Source organism: Streptomyces sp. NBC_00028 (assembly GCF_045041065.1).
In the GTDB taxonomy this organism is placed as follows: Bacteria; Actinomycetota; Actinomycetes; order Streptomycetales; family Streptomycetaceae; genus Streptomyces.
This window is the reverse complement of sequence record NZ_CP108293.1, coordinates 3,423,408-3,445,948: the sequence shown is the minus strand read 5'-3', so window position 1 is coordinate 3,445,948 and position 22,541 is coordinate 3,423,408. Positions and strand designations below refer to the sequence as shown.

The 22,541-nt window shown below is 71.0% G+C and carries 21 protein-coding genes; 12 read left to right on the top strand and 9 right to left on the bottom strand.

All coding sequences use genetic code 11. The annotated features are described in order from the left end of the window. Positions 1–2 precede the first annotated feature (2 nt). From OG885_RS15035 to mce, 4 genes are all read right to left on the bottom strand, one after another. On the bottom strand, positions 3–956 hold the full coding sequence (locus OG885_RS15035) for an ABC transporter ATP-binding protein (protein ID WP_405731170.1): 954 nt from the start codon (positions 954–956) through the stop codon (positions 3–5). A 118-nt stretch (positions 957–1,074) separates the two neighbouring features. After that, positions 1,075–2,013, bottom strand: coding sequence for a cellulose-binding protein (locus OG885_RS15030; protein ID WP_399948215.1), 939 nt, complete (start codon positions 2,011–2,013; stop codon positions 1,075–1,077). 203 nt (positions 2,014–2,216) lie between these two features. After that, positions 2,217–6,128, bottom strand: a complete 3,912-nt coding sequence (scy, locus tag OG885_RS15025) for a polarized growth protein Scy (RefSeq protein WP_405731168.1) — start codon at positions 6,126–6,128, stop codon at positions 2,217–2,219. A 210-nt stretch (positions 6,129–6,338) separates the two neighbouring features. Continuing rightward, a complete protein-coding gene (gene mce / locus OG885_RS15020; RefSeq protein ID WP_126274402.1) occupies positions 6,339–6,779 on the bottom strand; it encodes a methylmalonyl-CoA epimerase in 441 nt (146 codons plus the stop codon). 147 nt (positions 6,780–6,926) lie between these two features. Here mce and OG885_RS15015 point away from each other — a divergent pair, with 147 nt between their 5' ends. From OG885_RS15015 to OG885_RS15005, 3 genes are all read left to right on the top strand, one after another. Then, entirely contained in the window at positions 6,927–8,123 is a 1,197-nt protein-coding gene (locus OG885_RS15015; RefSeq protein ID WP_405731165.1) for an acetyl-CoA C-acetyltransferase, read from the top strand. Between the two features lie 40 nt (positions 8,124–8,163). Continuing rightward, a complete protein-coding gene (gene meaB / locus OG885_RS15010; protein WP_405731163.1) occupies positions 8,164–9,120 on the top strand; it encodes a methylmalonyl Co-A mutase-associated GTPase MeaB in 957 nt (318 codons plus the stop codon). Between the two features lie 150 nt (positions 9,121–9,270). Next, positions 9,271–10,530: an MFS transporter gene (locus tag OG885_RS15005; RefSeq protein WP_405731161.1), complete on the top strand. Its 1,260-nt coding sequence runs from the start codon at positions 9,271–9,273 to the stop codon at positions 10,528–10,530. On the opposite strand, the gene OG885_RS15000 is transcribed toward OG885_RS15005, so the two are convergent. Next, positions 10,531–11,088: a PepSY domain-containing protein gene (locus OG885_RS15000; protein WP_405731159.1), complete on the bottom strand. Its 558-nt coding sequence runs from the start codon at positions 11,086–11,088 to the stop codon at positions 10,531–10,533. 131 nt (positions 11,089–11,219) lie between these two features. On the opposite strand from OG885_RS15000, the gene OG885_RS14995 reads away from it, so the two are divergent. Together OG885_RS14995 and OG885_RS14990 are read left to right on the top strand one after the other, a co-directional pair. Further along, positions 11,220–11,894 carry a response regulator transcription factor gene (locus tag OG885_RS14995; RefSeq protein ID WP_405731157.1) on the top strand — a complete coding sequence of 225 codons (675 nt, stop codon included), beginning with the start codon at positions 11,220–11,222 and terminating at the stop codon, positions 11,892–11,894. After that, a complete protein-coding gene (locus OG885_RS14990) occupies positions 11,891–13,300 on the top strand; it encodes a sensor histidine kinase (protein WP_405731155.1) in 1,410 nt (469 codons plus the stop codon). The genes OG885_RS14995 and OG885_RS14990 overlap by 4 nt, the downstream gene beginning before the upstream one ends. A gap of 8 nt (positions 13,301–13,308) precedes the next feature. Here OG885_RS14990 and OG885_RS14985 read toward each other — a convergent pair whose 3' ends face one another. The 4 genes from OG885_RS14985 to OG885_RS14970 all read right to left on the bottom strand — a co-directional run bounded on the left by OG885_RS14985 (position 13,309) and on the right by OG885_RS14970 (position 15,959). Next, on the bottom strand, positions 13,309–13,785 hold the full coding sequence (locus OG885_RS14985; RefSeq protein WP_399948199.1) for a MarR family winged helix-turn-helix transcriptional regulator: 477 nt from the start codon (positions 13,783–13,785) through the stop codon (positions 13,309–13,311). Positions 13,786–13,880: 95 nt separating this feature from the next. Continuing rightward, a complete protein-coding gene (locus OG885_RS14980; protein ID WP_405731153.1) occupies positions 13,881–14,678 on the bottom strand; it encodes an AIM24 family protein in 798 nt (265 codons plus the stop codon). Then, positions 14,675–15,325 (bottom strand): AIM24 family protein, encoded by a 651-nt coding sequence (locus tag OG885_RS14975; protein ID WP_405731151.1) that lies wholly within the window; start codon positions 15,323–15,325, stop codon positions 14,675–14,677. The genes OG885_RS14980 and OG885_RS14975 overlap by 4 nt, the downstream gene beginning before the upstream one ends. A 1-nt stretch (position 15,326) precedes the next feature. Next, positions 15,327–15,959 carry an AIM24 family protein gene (locus OG885_RS14970; protein WP_405742736.1) on the bottom strand — a complete coding sequence of 211 codons (633 nt, stop codon included), beginning with the start codon at positions 15,957–15,959 and terminating at the stop codon, positions 15,327–15,329. A gap of 272 nt (positions 15,960–16,231) precedes the next feature. Between OG885_RS14970 and OG885_RS14965 the strand changes: the two genes are divergently transcribed. The 7 genes from OG885_RS14965 to OG885_RS14935 all read left to right on the top strand — a co-directional run bounded on the left by OG885_RS14965 (position 16,232) and on the right by OG885_RS14935 (position 22,541). Then, positions 16,232–16,579, top strand: coding sequence for a DUF3817 domain-containing protein (locus OG885_RS14965; RefSeq protein ID WP_405731149.1), 348 nt, complete (start codon positions 16,232–16,234; stop codon positions 16,577–16,579). Beyond that, positions 16,576–16,869: an MTH1187 family thiamine-binding protein gene (locus OG885_RS14960; RefSeq protein WP_329334600.1), complete on the top strand. Its 294-nt coding sequence runs from the start codon at positions 16,576–16,578 to the stop codon at positions 16,867–16,869. Before OG885_RS14965 ends, OG885_RS14960 begins: the two co-directional genes overlap by 4 nt. Before the next feature lie 156 nt (positions 16,870–17,025). Further along, the gene (locus tag OG885_RS14955) at positions 17,026–17,787 is read left to right on the top strand and encodes a hypothetical protein (protein ID WP_405731147.1); all 762 of its coding nucleotides are present in this window, start codon (positions 17,026–17,028) and stop codon (positions 17,785–17,787) included. Positions 17,788–18,348: 561 nt separating this feature from the next. Beyond that, positions 18,349–19,083, top strand: a complete 735-nt coding sequence (locus OG885_RS14950; RefSeq protein WP_405731145.1) for a DUF4166 domain-containing protein — start codon at positions 18,349–18,351, stop codon at positions 19,081–19,083. Further along, positions 19,080–19,730: a TetR/AcrR family transcriptional regulator gene (locus tag OG885_RS14945; protein ID WP_405731143.1), complete on the top strand. Its 651-nt coding sequence runs from the start codon at positions 19,080–19,082 to the stop codon at positions 19,728–19,730. Before OG885_RS14950 ends, OG885_RS14945 begins: the two co-directional genes overlap by 4 nt. A gap of 31 nt (positions 19,731–19,761) precedes the next feature. Continuing rightward, on the top strand, positions 19,762–20,670 hold the full coding sequence (locus OG885_RS14940) for an SMP-30/gluconolactonase/LRE family protein (RefSeq protein ID WP_405731141.1): 909 nt from the start codon (positions 19,762–19,764) through the stop codon (positions 20,668–20,670). Between the two features lie 104 nt (positions 20,671–20,774). After that, positions 20,775–22,541: a glycosyltransferase family 2 protein gene (locus OG885_RS14935; protein ID WP_405731139.1), complete on the top strand. Its 1,767-nt coding sequence runs from the start codon at positions 20,775–20,777 to the stop codon at positions 22,539–22,541.

The following is a 22,541-nucleotide window of genomic DNA, read 5'->3' as shown; positions in this document are numbered from 1 at the left end:
GGTCAGTTCCCCTTCCAGCCGTCGCCCCAGGGCTGCTGTTCCTGAGCAGGCTCGGTGTGTGCGTGGTACTCGACCGACTCGGCGGTCAGCTGCATGAACGCCTCTTCCAGGGAGGCCTGTTGGGGGCTGAGCTCGTGCAGCACGATCTGGTGCTGGGCGGCCAGCTCACCGATGTGCTCGGGCTTGCCGCCGTCGACCTCCAGCGCGCCGGCGCCGGTCTCCACGACCGTGATCCCGGCCCCGTGCAGCACGTCGAGGAGCCGTTCGCGCTGGGGCGAGCGGATCCGGACGTACGACCGCGAGTTCTGCTCGATGAACTCGGCCATGGACGTGTCGGCGAGCAGCCGCCCCTGACCGATGACGACGAGGTGATCGGCGGTCAGCGCCATCTCGCTCATCAGGTGACTGGAGACGAACACCGTCCGGCCCTGCGCGGCCAGCGATTTCATCAGATTGCGGATCCAGTGGATGCCCTCGGGGTCGAGGCCGTTCACCGGCTCGTCGAACATCAGGATCCGGGGGTCGCCGAGGAGCGCGCCCGCGATGCCGAGGCGCTGGCCCATGCCGAGCGAGAACCCCTTGGCCTTCTTCTTCGCCACGGCCGTCAGACCGACGGTGTCGAGCACCTCGGCGACCCGGCCGCGCGGGATGCCGTTGCTCTGCGCGAGACAGAGGAGATGGTTGAAGGCGCTGCGCCCGCCGTGCATGGCCTTCGCGTCCAGCAGGGCGCCGATGTAGGTGAGCGGGTCCTTCAGCCGGTCGTAGTGCCGGCCGTCGATGCGGACGTCCCCGGCGGTGGGCCGGTCGAGGCCGAGCATCATGCGCATCGTGGTCGACTTGCCGGCGCCGTTGGGACCGAGGAAGCCCGTGACGATGCCCGGTCTGACGGTGAAGGTCAGATTGTTGACCGCGACCTTCTCGCCGTACCGCTTGGTCAGGCCCTCGAGCTCGATCATGCGGCCACGCTAAGACGGGGCCTGGGACGCTGCCACTTGAGCCGGTCGCAGGCAGGACAAAGGGCCCGCACCGTTCGGGGGAGAGGGTGCGGACCCTTGTCGCTGCCGTCAGGCGGTGTTACCGGGACTGCTGAGCCGGGACCCCGCGGGAGATCGGCTCGTCGTCCGTGGCCGGCGTGCCGGCCGCAGCCACCGCGGCGCCCGTGAGCGTCGCCAGCATCTCGCGGACGTTCGTCAGCTGGGCGTTGATCGAGTCGCGGCGGTTCGTCAGAGCCGCCAGCTCGCGCTCGGACTCCGAACGGATGCGGTCGGCCTTGGCGTTGGCGTCCGCCACGATGTCCTCGGCCTGACGCTGAGCCGTCTCCACCGTCTGGCGGGCGCGGCGCTCGGCGTCCGTACGCAGCTTCTCGGCCTCCAGGCGGAGCTGCTCCGCGCGGTGCTCGATCTCCGCGAGACGCTTCTCGGCCTTCTGCTGACGGGACGCCAGGTCGCGCTCGGACTGCTCGCGACGCTTGGCCAGGTTGGTCTCGAAGTCGGCCGCGGCCTGAGCGGCCTTGGCGCGGGTCTCCTCGAAGAGGGCGTCCGCCTCCTCACGCTTCGACTGCGCGTCCTTCTGGGCCTCGGAACGCAGCTGAGAGGCGTCGCTCTTCGCCTTCTCGACGATCCGGACGCCCTCGTCCTCGGCCTTGGCCTTGCGCTCCGCCGCGAACGACTCCGCGTCGTTGCGCACCTGCTGGGCCGCCGACTCGGCGAGTTCGCGGTGCTGCTCGGCCGCGCGACGAGCCTCCTCGCGCAGGTCCTTTGCCTCCTCCTCGGCGAGGCGGAGGATCTTCTCGACACGCGCGCCGAGGCCGGCGTACGACGGTTCCGCGTCGCTTACCTGGGCCTGGGCGTTCTGCGTTTCGAGGTGGAGCTCCTCGATGCGCTTTTCCAGAGCGGTGATGCGGGTGAGAGCGCTGTCACGGTCGGAGACGAGCTTGGAGATCCGTTCGTCCACCTGAGCGCGGTCGTACCCACGCCGCACAAGCTCGAAGCCGTAGGGGGAAGTGTCGCTCATGGGGTTCCTGTCAAATGAGACCGGTGAGGTGATAGGGGGAATCCTAGGGGCCGAAGCGGTGTGTCATCGAGCGGATACGTGTTTGATCTGGAGAATGACACCCCTTTTGAGTGGCTAACCCACGGACGGCTTGCCAAAAACTTGGTCAAAGGCCCCAGATGACACCGGAGTTCGACCGGTCGTAACCGGTCGGAACCTGTCGGTTAGCTGTCCGAAGGCTTACCCGAACGAGGGGCGCCGACCGAAACGCCCGCCTTGACGCCCCCGTCCTTGCCCCCGGCGGGAGCCTCGAAGGACTCCAACGCCTCCAGGACGTCCTGGACACGGGAGATCTCGGCGTTGATGTCCTCGCGGCGCCGCACCAGGATCTCCAGCTCGCGCTTGCCCTCCTCGACCGTGCGCTTGGCCTCGCGGATCGCCTCCGCCTTGAGCTCCTCGGCCTCCCTCACGAGGGCCGACTTCTTCTGCTCGGCCTCCTTCAGCAGCAGCTCGGCCTTCTTCACGGCGGCGATCCGGACCTTGCCGGCCTCCGAATTGGCCTCCGACACCAGCTCCTTGGCCTTGGCCTGAGCCTTCGCCAGCTGCTCCTCGGACGCCTTGATGAGCGCGTCGCAACGGTCGCCGGTCGACTTCATCGTCTCGGCGGCCTCGCGGCGGGCCCGCTCGTGCAGGCTCTCGATCTCGGTGGTGATGCGGTCGCGCAGCTCCTCGGCCCGCTCCCTTATGGCGGTGGCGTCCCGGCGGGCGCCGACGAGCAGCTCGTCCGCGTCCGTACGGGCCTTCTCCACCAGGGAGTTGCCCTCGACCGTCGCCTCGGAGACCAGCCGGTCGGCCTCCTTGCGGGCCGCGCCGACCATCGTGTCGGCCTGGCCCTCCGCGTCCGCGGTGGTCTTGTGGGCCTGCTGCTGCGCCTCGGTGAGCAGCTTGTCGGCTTCGGCGGTCGTCTCGTTGATGAGCGTGTCCACCTGCTCGGCCACGTCCTGACGCCGCTTGTTGGCGTCCTTACGGGCCTCGTCAAGAGTGTGCTCGGCCTCCGCGCGCGCGGCGCCCAGCATGCGCTCCGCCTCGGCCAGGGCGTCGGCCTTGACCCGCTCGGACTCGCCGCGGACCCGCTCGGCGTGCTGCTGGGCGGAGCCGACCGTCTCGGCGGCCTCGGCCCGCAGCCGCTCCGCGTCGTCGGTGGCGTCCGCGATGAGCCGCTCGGCCTTGCTGACGGCCTCGGCCCGGACCCGCTCGGCCTCGGCGACCGTCTCCTGACGCAGCCGCTCCGCGTCGGCGACCGTGTCCTGCCGCAGCCGGTCGGTGTCCCGCAGTGTCTCGGTGGTGAGCCGCTCGGCCTCGTTGCGCGCCTCGGTGATCAGGGTGTCGGCCTGCGACGCCGCGTCCGAGCGGATGCGGTTGGCGTCCTCACGGGCGTCCGCCCGGGTCCGCGACGCGGCCTGGTCGGCCTCGGCGAGCGCGTCGGAAGCCTCCGTGCGCACCCGCTGGGCGTACTCGGCCGCCTCCGTGCGCACCCGCTCGGACTCGGACATCGCCTCCGCCATGGTGCGCTCGGCGAGCGACTTGGCGGCCTCCGACTCCTCGTTCGCCTCGCGCCGGACACGGCTCGCGTCCTCGCTGGCCCGCTCCCGCTCGGCGTAGGCGTCGGCGCGGACCCGGTCCGCCTCCTCCTCGGCCTCGCGCCGCGTACGGTCCGCCGCGTGCTCGGCGGCACTGCGCAGCCCGGTGATCTCCTCCTGGGCCTGCTCGTGCAGCCCGGCCACCGAGTCGCGCACCTGCTGGGCGTGGAGCTCGGCCGCCGACACCATCTCGGTGGCGCGCCGGTCGGCCTCCTCGACCAGCCGCACCGCCTCGGCCTGCGCCTCCTCGACCCGGCTGCGCGCCGCGGCCAGCAGCTCGTCGCTCTGCTCGCGGGCCCGCACACGCTCCTGGTCGGCCTCCTGACGCGCGGCGCCCAGCGTCTCCTCGGCCTCACGACGACGCCGTACGGCCTCCTCCTGCGCGGCGGCCAGCGTCTCGGACGCCTCCGTCGCGAGGCGCTCCGCGGCGGCCTGCGCCTCGGTGCGCACCCGGTCGGCGGTGTCCTGGGCCTCTGTCTTGAGCCGCTCGGCCTCGGCCGCGGCCTCCGAACGCAGCCGTACGGCGACGGCCTCGCCCTCGGCCCGGGACGCGGACGCGTCGGCGGCGGCCTCGGTGCGCAGCCGCTCCGCCTCCGCCTCCGCCTGCTGCTGCAAAGTGCGGATGCGGTCGGCGGCCTCGGAACGCAGCCGGTCGCTCTCCTCGGCGGCCTCGCGGCGGATCCGCGCGGCCTCCTCACGGGCCTCGGTCAGCGCCTGTTCGGCGGCGGTGAGCCGCTCCTCGGCCTCGGTCTGGAGCCGGGTGAGCCCCTCGGCGGCCTCGGCCCGGCGGGCCTCTATGGCCCGCTCGGTCTCCTCGCGCAGCTCGCGCGCGGCCTGCTCGGCGTCGTTCCTGATGCCCTCGGACTGCTCGATGACCTCTTCGCGGTGGCGCTCGGCCTCCTGCCGGGTGCGCTGAAGGGTCTCCTCCGCCTGCCGGCGCAGGGTGGTCGCCCGCTCGATGGCCTCGGTGCGGACCTTCTCGCTGTCCGCCGTCGCCGTCTGACGCAGCTCGTCCGCGTCCTGCTTGGCCTTGGCGAGCAGCTCCTCCGCGGTCTTGGCCGCCTCCTCGATCTGCTGGACGGCCTCCTTGCGGGCCTCCGCGCGGATCTTCTCGCCCTCGGCGACCGCGTCGGCACGCAGCTGCTCGGCCTCACCGCGCAGCCGGCGGGCCTCCTCCTGGAGCTCGACCGTCTTGGCGCGGTACTCCTTGGTGTCGTCCTTCGCGGAGCCCTTGAGCTGCTCGGCGATGTCATGCGCCTCGGACCGCAGCCGGTCGGCCTCGGCCTCCGCCTCACGGCGGATCCGCTCGGCCTCCTCGGCGGCCGCCTTGGTGGTGTTCTGCGCGTCCTCCTGCGCCTTGTTGAGGACGTCCTCGGCGGTCTTGGCCGCCTTCGACAGCTGGGTCGCGCTCTCCTCGGCGGTGATCGTGCGGGCCTTCTCGGAGGCCTCCTCGACGATCCGCTCGGCCTCCGCGCGGGCGTCCGCGACGACCTGCTCGGCGTCCGCCTTGGTGGTCTCGGCCTCCTGGGTGGCCTCGCTGACCAGCCGGGCGACCTGCTCCTTCGCCGTACGGACGCGCTGTTCGTTCGCCGACTCGGCGCTGGACAGGGCCTTCTCGGCGGCCGTCCTGGCCTCGGTGAGCACCTTCTCGGCCTCGGCCTGCGCCTTGCGCAGCGCCTCCTCGGCCTCCGTCATCCGCTGCTCGGCGGCGCGGCTGAGCTCGGTGGCCTGGCGGCGGGCGGTGTCCGACTCGGTCGCCGTGGACGTACGCAGTTGCTCGGCGTGGTCGGTGGCCTCCTGGGCCTGTGTCGACGCCGCGTTCAGCAGCCGCTCGGCGTCCGCGCGGGCCCGGCGCAGCAGCTGCTCCGCCTCCGCGCGGGCCGCCTCGGCCTCGCTCTGCAGGCGCTGGCGGGCCTCGCTCGCGACCCGCTCGGCCTCGGCGCGGGCCGCGGCCACGGCCTGCTCGGCCTCGGCGCGGGACTCCTCGACGAGCCGGCGCGCCTGCTGCTCGCTGCGGGCGCGCAGCTGCTCGGCCCACGCCACGTTCTCGTTGACGTGCGACTCGACGGTCTGGCGGCGCTCGGCGAGCTCCTGGTCCAGCTGCTGGCGGCGGGTGACCGCCTCCTGGTGCAGCTCCGCCTGGAGCCGCGCCGCGTTCTCGGCGTGCTCCTGGAGGATGCGCTGGGTCTGCGCCCGCGCCTGACTCAGCTCGCGCTCGGCGTCCTGACGCAGCTGGTCAGCCTGCATCTGGGCGTTACGGAGCAGCTGTTCGGCCTGATAGCCGATGTCGCCGCCCGTGAACTCGGGCCGGGACATGATGGTGCGGCGCGCCTCGTGCAGCTTGGCGCGCAGCACCTCGACCTGGTAGCCGAGGTCCTCGGCGTGCTGGATCGCCTTTTCCCGCTCGGTCTTCAGCCGATCCATCTCGGCCTCGAACCGAGAGAGGTGGTCGACGTCAGCCGCCGGCTCTCGCTCCTGGCGTTCGTAGCCCCGCACTGCGCGGTCCCATCCGTCCCCTGGTCGCAAGTCTGGCCAAACGAGCTCCGTCCGTCCGCCGAACGGGGCCCCCGGGGAATGGTGTCAGATCAACGGCGGAGCACGGGCTGCTGCCCCGACGCTCGCCCCCCGAAACCGGGCCCCGGCATGCGGACACCCCCCTTTCCGGGAGCGACCGCCCCCAACCCTACCGGCCCATATGTACGAGGGTCAGTGCTCAGGTGACTCAACCGGCGCCGAAGTGACCAGTTCTGTCAGTACGCCATGGCAATCCTTGGGGTGCAGGAAGGTGATGCGTGACCCCATGGAGCCACGTCGCGGCTCCTCGTACAGCACGCGTACGCCCTTGTCCTTGATGTCCGCGGCGTCCGCATCCACGTCCGCCGTACCGAAAGCGATGTGGTGGACGCCTTCGCCGTTCTTGTCCAGCCACTTGGCGACGGTCGAGTCGGGGCGGGTCGGCTCCAGAAGCTGCAGGTAGGAGGCGCCGCCGTCGGAAGTGTCGTTGATCTTGAGCATGGCCTCGCGGACGCCCTGCTCCTCGTTGACCTCGGAGTGGAAGACCTCGAAGCCGTAGGTGGCCCGGTAGAACTCGACAGTCTTGTCGAGGTCGAAGCAGGCGATCCCGATGTGGTCGATTCGCGTCAGCATGGTGTTAGTGCAGCGCTCGGGAGATGGTTACGCAACGTGCCAGCGATCACACCGACGGGCCGGTGACGGCACGGAGTGCCACTCAGTACATTCGAAGTAAACCCTCGTTCACTCCTCGGCTGTCCAGCTGGAAGGGGATCGCACCTCATGTCTTCCGGAACTACTTCGGTGATCGTCGCGGGCGCTCGTACGCCCATGGGACGGTTGCTCGGTTCGTTGAAGTCCTTCTCCGGGGCCGACCTCGGCGGCTTCGCGATCAAGGCCGCCCTCGACCGTGCGGGGATCGGTGGCGACCAGGTCCAGTACGTGATCATGGGTCAGGTCCTCCAGGCCGGGGCGGGCCAGATCCCGGCCCGCCAGGCCGCCGTCAAGGGCGGCATCCCGATGAGCGTCCCGGCGCTGACCATCAACAAGGTCTGTCTGTCCGGCCTCGACGCCATCGCGCTGGCCGACCAGCTGATCCGCGCCGGCGAGTTCGACGTGATCGTCGCGGGCGGCCAGGAGTCCATGACCAACGCCCCGCACCTGCTCCCCAAGTCCCGCGAGGGCTTCAAGTACGGCGCCATCGAGATGCTCGACGCCATGGCGTACGACGGCCTGACCGACTCCTTCGAGGGCATCGCCATGGGCGAGTCCACGGAGAAGCACAACACCCGCCTCGGCATCCAGCGCCCCGAGCAGGACGAGATCGCCGCCCTGTCCCACCAGCGGGCCGCCGCCGCGCAGAAGAACGGCGTCTTCGAGGCCGAGATCACCCCGGTCGAGATCCCGCAGCGCAAGGGCGAGCCCGTCGTCTTCAGCAAGGACGAGGGCATCCGCGGCGACACCACGGCGGAGTCCCTGGGCAAGCTCCGCCCCGCGTTCACCCGCGACGGCACGATCACGGCCGGCACCTCCTCGCAGATCTCGGACGGTGCGGCGGCCGTGGTCGTGATGAGCAAGGCCAAGGCGCAGGAGCTGGGCCTGGAGTGGATCGCCGAGATCGGCGCCCACGGCAATGTGGCGGGCCCGGACAACTCCCTCCAGTCCCAGCCTTCCAACGCGATCCTGCACGCCCTCAAGAAGGAGGGCCTGGAGGTCGCCGACCTCGACCTGATCGAGATCAACGAGGCCTTCGCCGCCGTCGCGGTCCAGTCAATGAAGGACCTCGGCGTCTCCACCGAAACGGTGAACGTCAACGGCGGAGCCATCGCCCTGGGCCACCCCATCGGCATGTCCGGCGCCCGTCTGGTCCTCCACCTGGCGCTGGAGCTGAAGCGGCGCGGCGGTGGCGTCGGCGCGGCCGCGCTGTGCGGCGGCGGGGGTCAGGGTGACGCGCTGATCGTGCGGGTACCCAAGGCCTGAGTTCCCGTAGGTTGTCGAGTTCGAGCTGATCGGAGCTGTGATGCAGGACGTCTCCACCCTGGTGTCCCAGGCCAGGGAAGGCCGGCCACGGGCCGTGGCCCGGCTGATCTCCCTCGTGGAGGGGGCGTCCCCGCAGCTCCGTGAGGTCATGGCGGCGCTGGCCCCGCTGACGGGTGGGGCCTACGTCGTGGGCCTGACGGGATCTCCGGGCGTCGGCAAGTCCACGTCGACGTCCGCCCTGGTGACCGCGTACCGCAAGCAGGGCAAGCGGGTCGGCGTCCTGGCCGTCGACCCGTCCTCGCCGTTCTCCGGCGGCGCGCTGCTGGGCGACCGGGTGCGGATGTCGGACCACGCCTCCGACCCCGGCGTCTACATCCGCTCGATGGCGACCCGAGGCCATCTCGGCGGTCTCGCCTGGGCCGCCCCGCAGGCGATCCGGGTCCTGGACGCGGCGGGCTGCGACGTGATCCTGGTGGAGACGGTCGGCGTCGGCCAGTCCGAGGTGGAGATCGCCTCCCAGGCGGACACCTCGGTCGTTCTCCTGGCCCCCGGCATGGGCGACGGCATCCAGGCGGCCAAGGCCGGAATCCTGGAGATCGGCGACGTCTACGTCGTCAACAAGGCCGACCGCGACGGCGCCGACGCCACCGCCCGCGAGCTCAACCACATGCTGGGCCTGGGCGAGTCCCGCGGCCCCGGCGACTGGCGCCCCCCGATCGTCAAGACGGTCGCCGCCCGCGCGGAGGGGGTCGACGAGGTCGTCGAGGCCCTGGAGAAGCACCGCGCGTGGATGGAGGAGCACGGCGTCCTGACCGAGCGCCGCCAGGCCCGCGCCGCCCGCGAGGTGGAGACCATCGCGGTCACCGCCCTGCGCGAACGCATCGGCTACCTCCACGGAGACCGCCGCCTCGACGCGCTGGCGGAACGGATCGTGGCGGGGCGACTGGACCCGTACCGGGCGGCGGACGAGCTGGTGGCGGGCCTGACCGAGAGCTGAATCCTCTGGTCGACCCGCTGTCGATGTTGGTACGTTGACCCCCGTGTTCCTCCTCTTGGCATAGAGCGCGCCCCGCTCGCGACCCGCTGATCACAGCCGTCGCGGCCTTCGGCGTCCCTTGCTCATGCCTCACGCAGAGGAACCCCTCCCATGTCCGCGTCCTCCACGCGGCGGCCCTCGTATGCCGCCGTGCTGTCCGTTCCCCATGCCCGCCGCATCTTCACCGCGGCCCTCGTCGGCCGCCTGTCCTACGGCGTGGCCCCCATCGCCGTGATGCTGGCCGTAACCCGCGCGACCGGGTCGTACGCCGTGGCGGGCGTCGTCATGGCGCTGTTCGGCGCCGCGGTCGTCTTCCTGTCGCCCTACCGCGCGGCGCTGGTCGACCGCTACGGCCCCCGGCGGGCCCTCCTCCCCATGTCGCTGCTCCACTCCGGCCTGCTCTGCGCGCTCGCGGCGTTGAGTTGGCGGTCCGGTGCGTCCGCGGTGGTACTCGGCGCGGTGGCCGCCGTCGCGGGCGCCTGTGCGCCGCCGCTGGGCCCCACGATGCGTGCCGTGTGGGGCGAACTCGTCGGCGACCGAAGGCTGTTGCAGCGCGCGTACAGCCTGGACGGGGTCGCCGAGGAGCTGCTGTACGTCGTCGGCCCGTTGCTGGTCGGCGCGGTGATCGCCGTCGCGGCACCGGCGGTCGGTGTGGTGCTGGGCGCGCTGCTGATGGCGGTGGGCACGTTCGTCTTCGTCACCTCGCCCGCGATGGCGGCGGTACGCCCTGCCGGGCGGCCCAAGTCCCCTTCCGGCGGCACGGGTTCGCTGCGTGGCCGGGGTCTGTTGCAACCGGTGGTGGTCGCGGCCGGTACGGGGCTCGCGCTGAGCGCCGTGGACCTGCTGGTCGTCGCCTTCGCCGCGGAACGCGGGCAGGGGGACGACACCGTGGCCTGGGTGCTGGCGGCGTTGTCGGCGGGCAGTGCGGTGGGCGGGCTGGCGAACGGTGCCGTCGACTGGCGTTCGTCAGCCCGGGCCCGACTCGCCCTGCTCGCCGCGGGGTTGGGGCTGACCCTGTGCCTCGCCGGGCTCGCCCCGGGCGTCGGCGTCCTCGCGGTTGCCGCCGCCTGCGCCGGGTTCTTCGTCGCACCGGCGCTGACCACGGCCTATCTGATCGCCGACGAGGCCGCTCCGGAGGGGTTCCGTACCCGGGCCGGCGCCTGGGTCAACACCGCCGTGAACGCCGGGAGTTCGACGGGGGCGGCGACGGCGGGGCTGCTGGTGGAACGGCTGCCGCTGGGGTGGTGCTTCGTGGTGGCGGGGAGCGTGGCGCTGGGGGCGGCGGGGGTGGCGGGACTGAGTGTTCTTCGCCCCCGCCACCCTTACCCGACCGGCCCGAAGGGCCTCGTCCTCAAACGCCGGACCGGCTGATCAGTCGTCCAGGTCCGCGGTGACCTCACCAGTGCGGAGGTCGACCTTCCAGTCGCCCTTCGTGGTGTCCACGCTCCACACCACCGCGCCGCTGTCGTCATCGTCGTCGAGGCTCACCTCGGTGACCGTGCCCTTGGCGGCGGCAGCCAGGGCGGCCTCGCGGGCGTCGGTCTTCGCGTTCTTCAGGGCGGTGAGTTCGGCGCGGTCGTCGGCGTCGTCGTCGGTGTCGTCGTCGTGGTCCTTGTGCGCGCCGACGACCTTTCCGGTGTCCGGGGAGACCTTCACGGTGTACTCGGTGCCGTCGCCCTTCAGCACGTCCACGTCCCACACCCCGGCGCCGTCGTCCTCCAGGTCCACGGAGGCGACGGTGCCCGGGGTGTGCCTCAGCGCCGCGCTGACGGCGTCGGCGGCCGTCGCGCGGTCCGCCTCCGCCGCCGACCGCACGTCCGCCCGCTGCGACGCGCTCTCCCCGTCCGAGGCCACCGCGAGGGCCGTGGCCGTGCCGCCCCCGATCAGAGCGGTCGCGGTGAGGGCGGCGATCACGATGTTGCGCTTCATGAGAGTTCCTCCAGATACGTCACGTCACGTCTCGTTCCGCTTTCGACGTGCACCACCGTCCCCGACCGACGCTGAGGAGAAGCTGAAGCCACCTGAAGGGATCTTCAGGTTGGCTTTGTCAGGCTGTACGCATGCGTCTGTTGATCGTCGAGGACGAGAAGCGGCTGGCCCTGTCGCTCGCCAAGGGACTCACCGCCGAGGGATACGCCGTGGACGTCGTCCACGACGGCCGCGAGGGCCTGCACCGGGCCACGGAGGGGTCGTACGACCTCGTGATCCTCGACATCATGCTGCCCGGCCTCAACGGCTACCGCGTCTGCGCCGCCCTGCGCGCCGCGGGCCACGACGTGCCGATCCTGATGCTCACCGCGAAGGACGGCGAGTACGACGAGGCGGAGGGGCTGGACACCGGCGCCGACGACTACCTCACCAAACCGTTCTCGTACGTCGTCCTCGTCGCCCGCGTCAAGGCGCTGCTGCGCCGCCGCGGACCGCGGGGCGGCACGGCGTCACCGGTCCTCGCGCACGGCGACCTCAGGGTCGACACCGCGGCCCGCCGGGTCTTCCTCGCAGAGGACGAAGTGACGCTCACCGCCAAGGAGTTCGCGGTCCTTGAGCAGCTCGTCACGCGCGCGGGGGAGGTGGTGTCCAAGGCGCAGATCCTGGAGCACGTCTGGGACTTCGCGTACGACGGCGATCCCAACATCGTGGAGGTCTACGTCAGCGCCCTGCGGCGCAAACTGCGCGCCGGGCTCATCCGGACGGTGCGCGGCGCCGGGTACCGGCTGGAGGCGGAGGAGCGATGAGACGTCTCTTCGGGTCCGTGCGGGCGCGGGCGACGCTCGGCGCCGCCCTGGTCGTGGCCGTCGCCCTGGTGGCGGCCGGCACGGCCGTGCTGCTGTCGCTGCGGTCCAACCTCGTGGACCAGGCGGACACCCAGGCGGAACGTTCGGCGCGGAGCGTCGCCACGCTGATCAGCAACGGGACGTCGTACGCCGGACTGGACCTCGACGACGACCGTCCGGTGCAGGTCGTCGACGAGGGCGGCAGGCTGGTCGCCGTCAGCGACGGCCTGGAGCGGATCGGCGGCACCGCCACCGACGCGGTGAAGCCGCGGGCCGGCTCGGGTTCCGCCGCGGGCGACTCCGATGACGACGACGCGGACGACGACAGCGCCTCGCTCGAACCCGGCGAGATCGGCGACGACGCCGTGCTCTCCGACGGCACCGCGACGATCGACGGCGACAGCGCCGACTACCGCTTCGCGGCCCTGGAGGTGGAGACCCGGGACGGCGTCCCGCTCACCGTCTGGGCCGGGGAGTCCCTGGACGCCGAGCAGGGCGCCGTGCACACCGCGCTCTCCGTCATGCTGGTGGGCTTCCCGCTGCTGCTCGGGGTCGTCGCCGCCGTGACCTGGCTGGTCACCCGGCGGGCGCTGCGCCCGGTCGAGGGCATCCGGCGCGAGATGGCCGCGATCACCGCGTCCGAGGACCTCGCCCGGCGGGTGCCGGAGCCGGACACGCACGACGAGGTGGCGAGGCTCGCGCGCACCACCAACGAGACGCTCACCGCCCTGGAGGCCTCCGTCGAACGCCAGCGCCGCTTCGTCGCCGACGCCTCGCACGAACTCCGCAGCCCCATCGCCAGCCTGCGCACCCAGCTCGAAGTGGGCATCGCGCACCCCGGGCTGCTGGATCTGGACGGGGCCGTCGAGGACACCGTACGACTTCAGCGGCTCGCCGCCGATCTGTTGCTGCTCGCTCGGCTGGACGCGGGGGAGCGGCCCGGGGGCGGGCGGTTCGACCTGGGGGAGCTGGCGCGGCGGGAGGCGCGGGGACGGGACGGGGTGTCGGTCGAGGCGGAGGCCGTCGAAGTGGCCGGATCCCGGGGGCAGGTGGGGCGGATTCTGGGCAATCTGCTGGACAACGCCCAGCGGCACGCCCGGTCGACGGTCACCGTGTCCGTGCGCCGGGACGGGGCCTGGGCGGTGGCCGAGGTCGCCGACGACGGGGACGGGGTGGCCGAGGCCGACCGGGAGCGGATCTTCGAGCGGTTCGTCCGGCTCGACGAGGCCCGCAGCCGCGACGACGGCGGCGCCGGGCTCGGTCTCGCCATCGCCCGGGACGTCGCCGCCCGCCACGGGGGCACCCTCACGCTCCGCGACGCGCCGGCAGGCGGAGCCCTGTTCGCGCTCCGCCTGCCGCTCGCCTGATCAGTGCGTCACGGGCGCCCGCGGTGCCCCCGCAGGTGCTCCGCGATGGGCTTCAGGGACTTGTCCAGCTCCGCCAGCGCCTCGGGGGAGACCAGGTCGATGAAGTGCCGCCGCACGGACGCCACGTGGTGTGGCGCGACCTTCTTCATCGTCTCCATGCCGTGCTCGGTCAGTACCGCGTACAGGCCGCGGCGGTCGGACTCGCAGTTCTCCCGGCGGACCAGGTCCGCGTTCTCCATCCGGGTGATCTGGTGCGAGAGCCGGCTCTTGGACTGGAGGGTGGCGGACGCGAGATCGCTCATCCGCATCCGGACATCCTCCGACTCGGAGAGGTTCACCAGGATCTCGTAGTCGTTCATAGTCAGGCCGAACGGCTGGAGGTCCTTCTCGAGTTGGTACGTCAACAGCCTGTTGACCTCCAGGTGGGTGCGCCAGGCGCACTGCTCCGCATCGGTCAGCCAGCGCGTGGCCGTCTCGGTCTCCATGAATGAAGTCTACCTAAGAAGTTGAAAGGCGAACTAGTGAGGGTTTGTTCGTGACGGCGTGCACACGTTCGACGTCACACTCCGCAGACTACCGCTCACAGCCCGAAGCGACGCTGGAGGTCTCCCAGCTGTCCGGGAAGGCGCGGTGTGCCCGCAGGCTGTGAAGGGCCTGTGGACGGCACTCCGGAACCGGGTACTCCGGCCTGCTGTGGAACCATTCCCGTCGCCTGCTCCGCCATCAGCGTCTCGGACGACTGGAGCAGTACGGTGCCGGCGCCCACGAACTCGAACTGGTGCTCCTCCCCGGAGGCCCCACCGAGGCCCGTCATCGCACGTAGACCGCCCATCAGGCCGGTCATGTAGCCGTGGTCGTAGTGATGGCACGGCGACGGGCAGTCGGCCCAGCCGACAAGCGCCTGCGGGTCCACCCGGATCGGGGGTTCCATGAACACCACCGGACCGTTAGATGCCGCCACGAACTTTCCGGTTCCGATCAGCGTCAGAAAACCCGGCACGATCGACTGCTTGAGCGCGAGACTTGGCTGAAAAGCGAGCAGATTGCCCGAGCGAATGGTCAGATTGCCGTTCTCCAGGTCGTACGAGTTCACGTCGAAGGCCCGGTCGGCGAGGAGCATCTTGCCCGAGCCCTCCGCCACGACCCAGTCGCTCGCGTGCAGAGGCGAATGGAAGGACGTACGGACAAGTCGGTCCAGTCGCCCGTGCCCGACGCCGTTGAAGTCGATCGAGCCGTAGTAGGCGATCATCTTCCCCTTCTGCAGGAACCACTGGCTCCCCTTGAGCTCCACGCAGAAGGTGTAGTTGTTGACGTTGTCGTCGCGGGGCAGCGTCGTCGGGTCGTGCACGGTGGGACCCGCGCCCGAGTAGTGGCTCACAGCTTCTCCTCCGAGGCCTGGACGTACACCGCTCCACTGCCGCTGAGCTCCAGCTGGAAGGCCTCGCCCGAGCCGCGGCCCACCATGTCGCGCCAGCCGAGCGCGGTCGACAGCTTGTTGCGCACGTCGCCGTGATGGGCGACGTAGGCCTGTGGGTCGACATGGACCGGGCGCTGGGGGGTGATGGGGAGTTCGATGACTCCGCCGTGCGCCATCACGGCCACCGCGCCGCTGCCCTTGAGCTTGGTGGTGAACAGGCCCTGCCCGGAGACCTGGCCCCGCACCATGCCCATGACGCCGCCCTGGGAGCCCATGAACATCGTGCCCTGCTCCAGGGTGCCCTCGAAGGCGAGGAGACGGTCCGCCTCCACGTAGAGGGTCTCGCCGGAGAGGTTGATCACCTGGATGTGATGGCCGCCGTGCCCGAACAGCACGGTGCCGCTGCCCTCGACCGTCATCAGCGGGGTCGCCTCGTTGGCCACCCGGCGACCGATCATCGACATCAGCCCGCCCTGGCCGCCGCTCATGTTGGGGGTGAAGGACACCTCGCCCCGGTAGGCGAGCATCGCCCCGCGCTGGCTGAACAGCCGCCGGCCCGGCAGGACGGTCGCCTCGACCATCTTCGAGTTGAGCTCCCGGAAGGTCATGTCAGACGTCCCCCGCGATCGTGTTCCGCTCGCTGGGCTGGACGTACACCAGGCCGTCGCCCTCGAAGCGGATCTGGAAGGCCTCGCCGCCGCCCTCGCCCATGAGGGTGCGGAACGTCACGCCCGACTGGAAGGACTGCCGCAGGTCGCCCTGGTGCGCGATGTACGCCCCCGGGTCGACGTTCAGCGGGAACTGGGGGCTGACCCGCAGCACCACGGCCGGGCCGTCCGAGGTGATCGCCGCCTGGCCCTGCCCCTCGACGGTCGTCGTGAACAGTCCGTTGCCCTGCGAGGCGCCGCGCAGTCCCGTGAAGCTCGTGCCCGTCCGCAGGCCGCCGTCGGTCGCGAGCAGGTTGCTCGACTCCACGTACAGCTTGTCCCCCTGAAGGCCGACGAGATTGATCTCGGAGGCGCGATCGGCGAACCAGCAGGTCCCCTGCCCCCTCACCTCCATCACCGTCATCTGCTCACCGGTGATCCGTCGGGTCACCATCCCCCGGATCCCCTCGCCACCCCCGCTGAGCTTCTTGAACGCCATCTGTCCGTCGTACGCGACCATCGAGCCGTTCTTCGCCTTCACGGCGTCCCCGGTCATCTCGACGGCGAGCACCTTGCTGCCTTGAAGTCGGAACATCGCCACGCTGCGAAGGTAGCCCGCGGCAAGGCCTTGCCGACAGGGCCCGTGGGTGGAGATGGACCCTGAACGCGCCCCTAGGGGATCAGCCGCGCGTCCCCGGAATCCGGGGCAGGGTCACCGGGAAGACGAATCGCACACCCACTCCTCAGGTCTCCACCGACCCCCGAGCCTGCTTCCGCTCCGTCGTTTGCCACAATGGACGAACGTTTGTGCATGTGTTCACAAACCGGCAGGCCCCCTCTCGACGCAACTCCCACCGAAGGTGACCCGTGGACCTCAAGACCGCCAGCGCCCTCCGCCGCCTCCGTCTCGTCTCCGCCCCGGAGGCGGTCTCCTTCCTGCTTCTGCTCGTGTGCTCGGTGCTGAAGCGGACCACCGACTTCAACGCGGTGCCGGTCATGGGCATGGTCCACGGCGTTCTCTTCGTCCTGTACGTGATCTTCTGGGCGGACGCCTGGAACCGCGCGAAGTGGTCCGTCGGCACCGCCACCCTCTACTTCGTGCTCTCGGTCCTGCCGACCGGCGGCTTCTTCGCCGAGCGCAGGCTCCGGCGTGAGGCCGAGGACGCGGTCATCGCCTCCCGCGCGCGGCATGAGCAGGCGGTGAAGACCTCGTGATCGTCGCCTTCTCCGTGACGCCGCTGGGGGTCGGCGAAGAGGTGGGGGAGTACGTCGCCGACGCCGTCCGCGTCGTCCGCGAGTCCGGTCTGCCTCACCGCACCGACGCGATGTTCACCTCGATCGAGGGGGAGTGGGACGAGGTGATGGACGTGGTCAAGCGCGCCGTCGCGGCCGTCGAGGCACGGGCCCCGCGCGTGTCCGTGGTCCTCAAGGCGGACATCCGCCCCGGGGTGACGGACGGTCTGACGTCGAAGGTGGCGACGGTGGAGCGGCACCTCGCCGAGTAGGCCCGAGCCTCCGTCTTCCGTTTCCGGTGAACCCCGGCCCGCGCGGGCCGGGGTTTTCTTGTGCCCGCTGTTTGAGCGATCGCTCAAACGGGTGTAGCTTCTGCCCCAGAGAGTTTGAGCAGTCGCTCAAACATCAGGTTGACCTGGGGGAATCGAATGGGTCAGAGAAATCTCTACGTGGAGGCGCACATCCGTGCCGATCTCGACGAGCTGTGGGCGCGTACCCAGGAGCCGTCCGAGCATCAGCGCTGGGACCTCCGGTTCACCGAGATCGGCTACCTCCCGCGCGCGGAGGGCGAGCCGCAGCACTTCCGGTACGCCACGCGTGTCCTGCCCGGCCTCACCGTCGCCGGGACCGGTGTCTCGGCCGGCGAGAAGGAGCGCCCCGACGGCACCCGTACCTCCGCCCTGCGCTTCTCATCCCCGCATCCGCTCTCCCTGCTCGCCGAGGGCAGCGGCTACTGGCGATACGTACCGGAGGGTGACGGGGTCCGCTTCCTGACCGGCTACGACTACCGGCCCCGCTGGGGCGCCTTCGGCGCGTGCGCGGACCGGTTGCTGTTCCGTCCGCTCATCGGCTGGGCGACGGCCTGGTCCTTCGACCGGCTCCGGCTGTGGCTGGAGCGCGGGATCACCCCGGAGCGGGCGCGGACGAACTGGCTGCTGGAGATGGCGGGGCGGACGCTCCTGCTGGTCCTCGCGTGCACGGGCTTCGGCTTCGGCAGCCTGCTGCGGCTGACCGGGCCGCTCGCCCCGCTCTTCTTCTACTGGATGCCCACGCTCGCCCTGGTCACCCTCGCCCTGGCCCTCCTCGCGCCGCCCCTGCCCGGCACCCCGGCGGCCCGCCGCTGCCTACGCCGACCGCCGACCCGCATCCAGGCACCTCGCCTGCTGCGCACCCTGGAGAACCCGCGGTGACCAGGCCGGCCGCGAGCAGGAGAGTTCCCGGGGCGAACGCGCCTTCCTCGCACCGGGGAGCCCGCGCGGCGACGCCGCCGTCGCTCCGCGGAGGCGCTGCGACGACCGGGCCTGCCGGGTGCCCGAGAGATCTGGCTGCGACGGGTCTTCCGCTCGCCTTGGATACTCCGCGGTGACCGTGCCTGCCGCGCGTGGGGAGTGCCCATGGCGAACGCGACTTCCTTGCGCCGGGGAGCGCTTGCGGTGACCGTGCCCCCTTCGCGCCGGACATACCTCGCGGCGACCACGCCTGCCGCACACCGGTGAGAGCCCGCGACGGCTGCGTCTTGCGCGTGGGACCCCCGCGGTGACCGCCCACCCCGCGCACCGGCAAGACCCCGCGACGACCGCGCCTCCCCCGGACAGACCCGGCGACGCCCGCACCCCCGCCCACCCGAGAACCCGCGCCGACCGCACCCCATCAGCCCTTCCGCCCGCCAGACCACCCCCGCGACGACAGCGCCCCACCACCCGAGAACCCCCGCGCCCACCGCGCCTTCCCGCCCACCCAGGAGCCCCGCGATGACCACGCCTCCCGTGCCCTCCGAAACGCCCGCTCCCCACGCGTCGCCCGCCCCGACCTCGATCTTCCGTACCGCGATGGGCCCCGCCTTCGACACCCTCCACCCCCAGCTCCAGCGCCGGTTCTCGGTCGGCCTGGTGAGTGGGGAGGCCTGTATCGGGCGGGGTGTCATGGAGCGGATCTGGCACGGCGGGGCGTTCGTGAAGCCGTTTCTCGCGCTCGGTACCACCCGGAACATCCTGGTCCCGCGTACCGGACGGAACGTTCCCTTCGTCATCGAGAACGTGCCGTACGCCGACACGTACGGCCGTGAGACGGTGACCTTCGTGCGTACCTTCGACCTGCCCGGCCGCTCCCGTCGCTTCGACGCCCAGATGGTTCTGGGCCCCCGGGGCGACCGGATCCTGGACTACCTCGGCACCCACCAGCACCTGGCCACCGACCTCCGCTTCCACGCCGAGTCCGACGGCTCGCTCCTCATCCGTTCCGGTGAACACCGGTTCAGGGAGGGTGTGGTGGACGTCCGCGTGCCCGAGCTGATCGGCGCGACGGCCGAGGTCCGTGAGTCCTACGACGACTCGACGGGCCGTTTCCGCATCCGGGTCAGGGTCGTCAACAAGTACTTCGGGCCCCTCTTCGGCTACGAGGGCTCCTTCAGGGCGACGTACCGCGACATCCGCTCCTGCGGCGTCCGCCCCGGCCTGCGCCCGGTCCGTGAGGAGTCGCGCGCGTGAGCCCGGAGACCGCGAAGTCGGCGGAGACGAAGACCAAGCTGCTGGAAGGCGCCCTGCGGACCCTCGTGGACCAGGGCATCGCCAAGGCGTCGGCCCGTACGATCGCCTCGGCGGCGGGGGTCAACCAGGCCCTGGTCTTCTACCACTTCGGCTCGGTCGACGAACTCCTCGCGGCGGCCTGCCGGTACGGCGCCGAGCAGGCCGTGGCCCGCTACCGCCCCCGCTTCGACCAGGTGGGCTCGCTCTCCGAACTCCTCGTGGTGGGACGGCGGATCCACGAGGAGGAGCGCTCCGGCGGCCATGTCGCCCTCCTCGGCCAGCTCCTGGCCGGCGCCCAGACCCATGAGAGCCTCGCGGCGGCCACGGCGGCGGGCCTCGAGTCCTGGATCACCGAGATCGAGAAGGTGCTCAGGAGGGTGCTCGCGGGCACGCCGTTCGAGGAGTTCACCGATCCGGCGGGCCTGGCGCGGGCGGTCGCCGCGTCCTTCGTGGGCATCGAGCTGTACGAGGGCGTGGACCTGCCGGGCGCGACGGCGGCGTTGGACGCGCTGGAACAACTCGGCGTCCTGGTGGCCGCGTTGGAGGAGCTGGGGCCGGTGGCCCAGCGTGCGGTACGACTTCATCTGCGGCGCACGAACCGCCGTTGACCTGTAGGACCCGCGTACCCGAGAGGACCCCATGGCCACCGACAGCCTGTACGAGATCCTGGACGACCGCTTCCGCACCGGGCGTTGCACGAACGGCGACAGCAGGCTGGAGGTGCTGTACGACGACTGCCGCTGGGCCGAGGGGCCGCTGTATCTGCCCGCGTGGCGGCAGTTGATCTGGAGCGACATCCCCAACGACCGCATCCTGCGCTGGGACGAGGGCACCGGCGCGGTGGGGGTGTTCCGCAGCCCGGCCGGATACAGCAACGGCAACACCCTCGACCGGCAGGGGCGGTTGGTGACGTGTGAGCAGGGCAACCGGCGCCTCACCCGTACCGAGGCCGACGGTACGGTCACCGTCCTGGCCACCCACTACGAGGGCAGGCGGCTCAACTCGCCGAACGACTCCGTGGTCCGCTCCGACGGCACGATCTGGTTCTCCGACCCGGACTTCGGCATTGTGACCGACTACGAGGGCCATCGCGCCGAGTCCGAGATCGGTGCCTGCAACGTCTACCGGATCGACCCGGCGGACGGGCGGGTGCATCTCGCCGCCGACGGGTTCGAGGGGCCCAACGGCGTCATCCTGTCGCCGGACGAGCGGCGGCTGTACGTCTCCGACTCCCGGGCCGCCCGTATCCATGTGTACGACGTCCACGACGACGGCACGCTCGTCGGCGGCAAGGTCTTCGCCGAGGCCCGTGACGGCGTCCACTTCGACAACATCCGCTTCGATGACCAGGGGCGCCTGTGGGCGGCCGCCCTCGCCGACGGAGTCCACTGCTACGACCCCGACGGCACCCTCATCGGGCGGTTGCGGGTGCCCGAGCCGGTCGCCAACATCGCCTTCGGCGGGCCCCGGAACAACCGTCTGTTCATCGCCGCCAGTACCTCGCTGTACTCGCTGGTGATGTCCGTGACCGGGGCCCCGCGCCTCTGAGTCCACGGTCGCCCGGCTGGACCCTCCCAGTTCGACACACCCAGGAAACTCCACTTTTGTGTCTCTATCGGGCATATCGGATGTTTCGATCACTGGAGGGCGCTGTGCGGCCGGAGGGCTACGACTACGACACCTACAGCCGACTGGCCGGACCGCTGACGGAGCCGTCCGGCTCGTCGTACCGGGTGCAGTACACCTCACTCCTCGCCGGCGAGCCGCACCGAATACGCGCCATCCTGCTGATGTCCCTCGCACCCGTGCTCACCGGCGTCCTGCTGGTGTACCTCGTCTGGCCGACCCACTGGGTCGAGCGCGAGGGCGGCGACGCGTGGATGGTAGGGCTCGACATCACGATGCTCATAGCCATCGGGCTCATCGAGCTGTTCATGGTCGTCAACGTGGCCTCCGTGGCCCACGCGACCCTCGTCGCCCGTGACCCCGTCCCCGTCACCCCCGAACCCGGCACCCGCGTCGCCTTCCTCACGACGTACGTCCCGGGCAAGGAACCCCTCTCGATGGTCCGCGCCACCCTCGAAGGCGCCACGAAGGTCACCCACACCGGCCCGCTCGACGTCTGGCTCCTCGACGAAGGGGACGACGAAAAGGCGAAGGCCCTGTGCGCGGAGCTCGGCGTCCGGCACTTCACCCGCCACGGCGTCCCGGAGTGGAACCGCGCCAAGGGTGTCCACAAGGCCCGCACCAAGCACGGCAACTACAACGCGTGGATCGCCATGCACGGCGCCGAGTACGAGTTCTTCGCCTCGGTCGACACCGACCATGTGCCGCTGCCCAACTTCCTTGAGCGCATGATGGGTTACTTCCGTGACCCGGACGTCTCCTTCGTCGTCGGCCCGCAGGTGTACGGCAACTACCACAACCCCGTCACCAAGGCCGCCGAGTCGCAGCAGTTCCTCTTCCACGCGCTGATCCAGCGGGCCGGCAACCGCTACCGCTCACCGATGTTCGTCGGCACCAACAACGTCGTACGGATCGCGGCCGTCAAGCAGATCGGCGGCCTGTACGACTCCATCACCGAGGACATGGCCACCGGCTTCGAGCTGCACCGGCACCGCAATCCGAAGACCCGTCACCACTGGCGTTCCGTCTACACCCCGGACGTCGTGGCGGTCGGCGAGGGACCGGCCTCCTGGACGGACTTCTTCACCCAGCAGATGCGCTGGTCGAGGGGGACGTACGAGACCCTGTTCAAGCAGTACTGGAAGGCGCCGTTCACGATGCCGCCCGGGCGGCTGTTCTCGTACACGCTGATGCTCGTCTACTACCCGATGACGGCCGTCAACTGGTTCCTCGGCATCCTCAGCTGCTTCCTCTTCCTCTGGTTCGGCGCGTCCGGCACCCAGGTCGCCGCCTCCGTCTGGCTGATGCTCTACAGCGACGCGGCCGCCCTCCAGATCGGCCTCTATCTGTGGAACCGCCGCCACAACGTCTCCCCGCACGAACCCGAGGGCTCGGGCGGCCTCGCGGGCATGGCGATGTCGGCGCTCTCGGCGCCCATCTACCTCAAGTCCCTCGGCGCGGCCCTGCTGCGCCGCCCCAGCCGGTTCGTCGTCACCCCCAAGGGCGGGGACGCCAGTCCGGACCGGCTCCTCACCTTCCGTATCCATCTCTTCTGGGCGGTCCTCCTCGGGACCTCGCTGGCCGCCTCGGTCGTCCTCGACCACACGCATGTGGCCATGCGCACCTGGGCGGTCCTCGCGATGGCCATCTCGCTGGCCCCGGTGGCGGTCTGGGCGGCCACGCTGCTGAAGGAGCGCCGCGAGCGGCAGTCCCTGCACGGCTCCGCCCGGGTCGTCGACGGCAGCGAGCCCGCCCTCGCCGCCACCTCCAGCACCACGACAGGAGGCAACTAG

Excerpts from the sequence above, each read along its gene's own strand:
- OG885_RS14970 (WP_405742736.1), bottom strand. The coding sequence starts at position 15,959 with ATGTTCCGACTTCAAGGCAGCAAGGTGCTCGCCGTCGAGATGACCGGG.
- meaB (WP_405731163.1), top strand. The coding sequence starts at position 8,164 with ATGCAGGACGTCTCCACCCTGGTGTCCCAGGCCAGGGAAGGCCGGCCA.
- OG885_RS14975 (WP_405731151.1), bottom strand. The coding sequence starts at position 15,325 with ATGACCTTCCGGGAGCTCAACTCGAAGATGGTCGAGGCGACCGTCCTG.
- OG885_RS14990 (WP_405731155.1), top strand. The coding sequence starts at position 11,891 with ATGAGACGTCTCTTCGGGTCCGTGCGGGCGCGGGCGACGCTCGGCGCC.
- mce (WP_126274402.1), bottom strand. The coding sequence starts at position 6,779 with ATGCTGACGCGAATCGACCACATCGGGATCGCCTGCTTCGACCTCGAC.
- OG885_RS15000 (WP_405731159.1), bottom strand. The coding sequence starts at position 11,088 with ATGAAGCGCAACATCGTGATCGCCGCCCTCACCGCGACCGCTCTGATC.
- OG885_RS14940 (WP_405731141.1), top strand. The coding sequence starts at position 19,762 with ATGGCCACCGACAGCCTGTACGAGATCCTGGACGACCGCTTCCGCACC.
- OG885_RS14950 (WP_405731145.1), top strand. The coding sequence starts at position 18,349 with ATGACCACGCCTCCCGTGCCCTCCGAAACGCCCGCTCCCCACGCGTCG.
- OG885_RS15005 (WP_405731161.1), top strand. The coding sequence starts at position 9,271 with ATGTCCGCGTCCTCCACGCGGCGGCCCTCGTATGCCGCCGTGCTGTCC.
- OG885_RS14995 (WP_405731157.1), top strand. The coding sequence starts at position 11,220 with ATGCGTCTGTTGATCGTCGAGGACGAGAAGCGGCTGGCCCTGTCGCTC.
- OG885_RS15015 (WP_405731165.1), top strand. The coding sequence starts at position 6,927 with ATGTCTTCCGGAACTACTTCGGTGATCGTCGCGGGCGCTCGTACGCCC.
- OG885_RS15035 (WP_405731170.1), bottom strand. The coding sequence starts at position 956 with ATGATCGAGCTCGAGGGCCTGACCAAGCGGTACGGCGAGAAGGTCGCG.
- OG885_RS14985 (WP_399948199.1), bottom strand. The coding sequence starts at position 13,785 with ATGGAGACCGAGACGGCCACGCGCTGGCTGACCGATGCGGAGCAGTGC.
- OG885_RS14955 (WP_405731147.1), top strand. The coding sequence starts at position 17,026 with ATGGGTCAGAGAAATCTCTACGTGGAGGCGCACATCCGTGCCGATCTC.
- OG885_RS15030 (WP_399948215.1), bottom strand. The coding sequence starts at position 2,013 with ATGAGCGACACTTCCCCCTACGGCTTCGAGCTTGTGCGGCGTGGGTAC.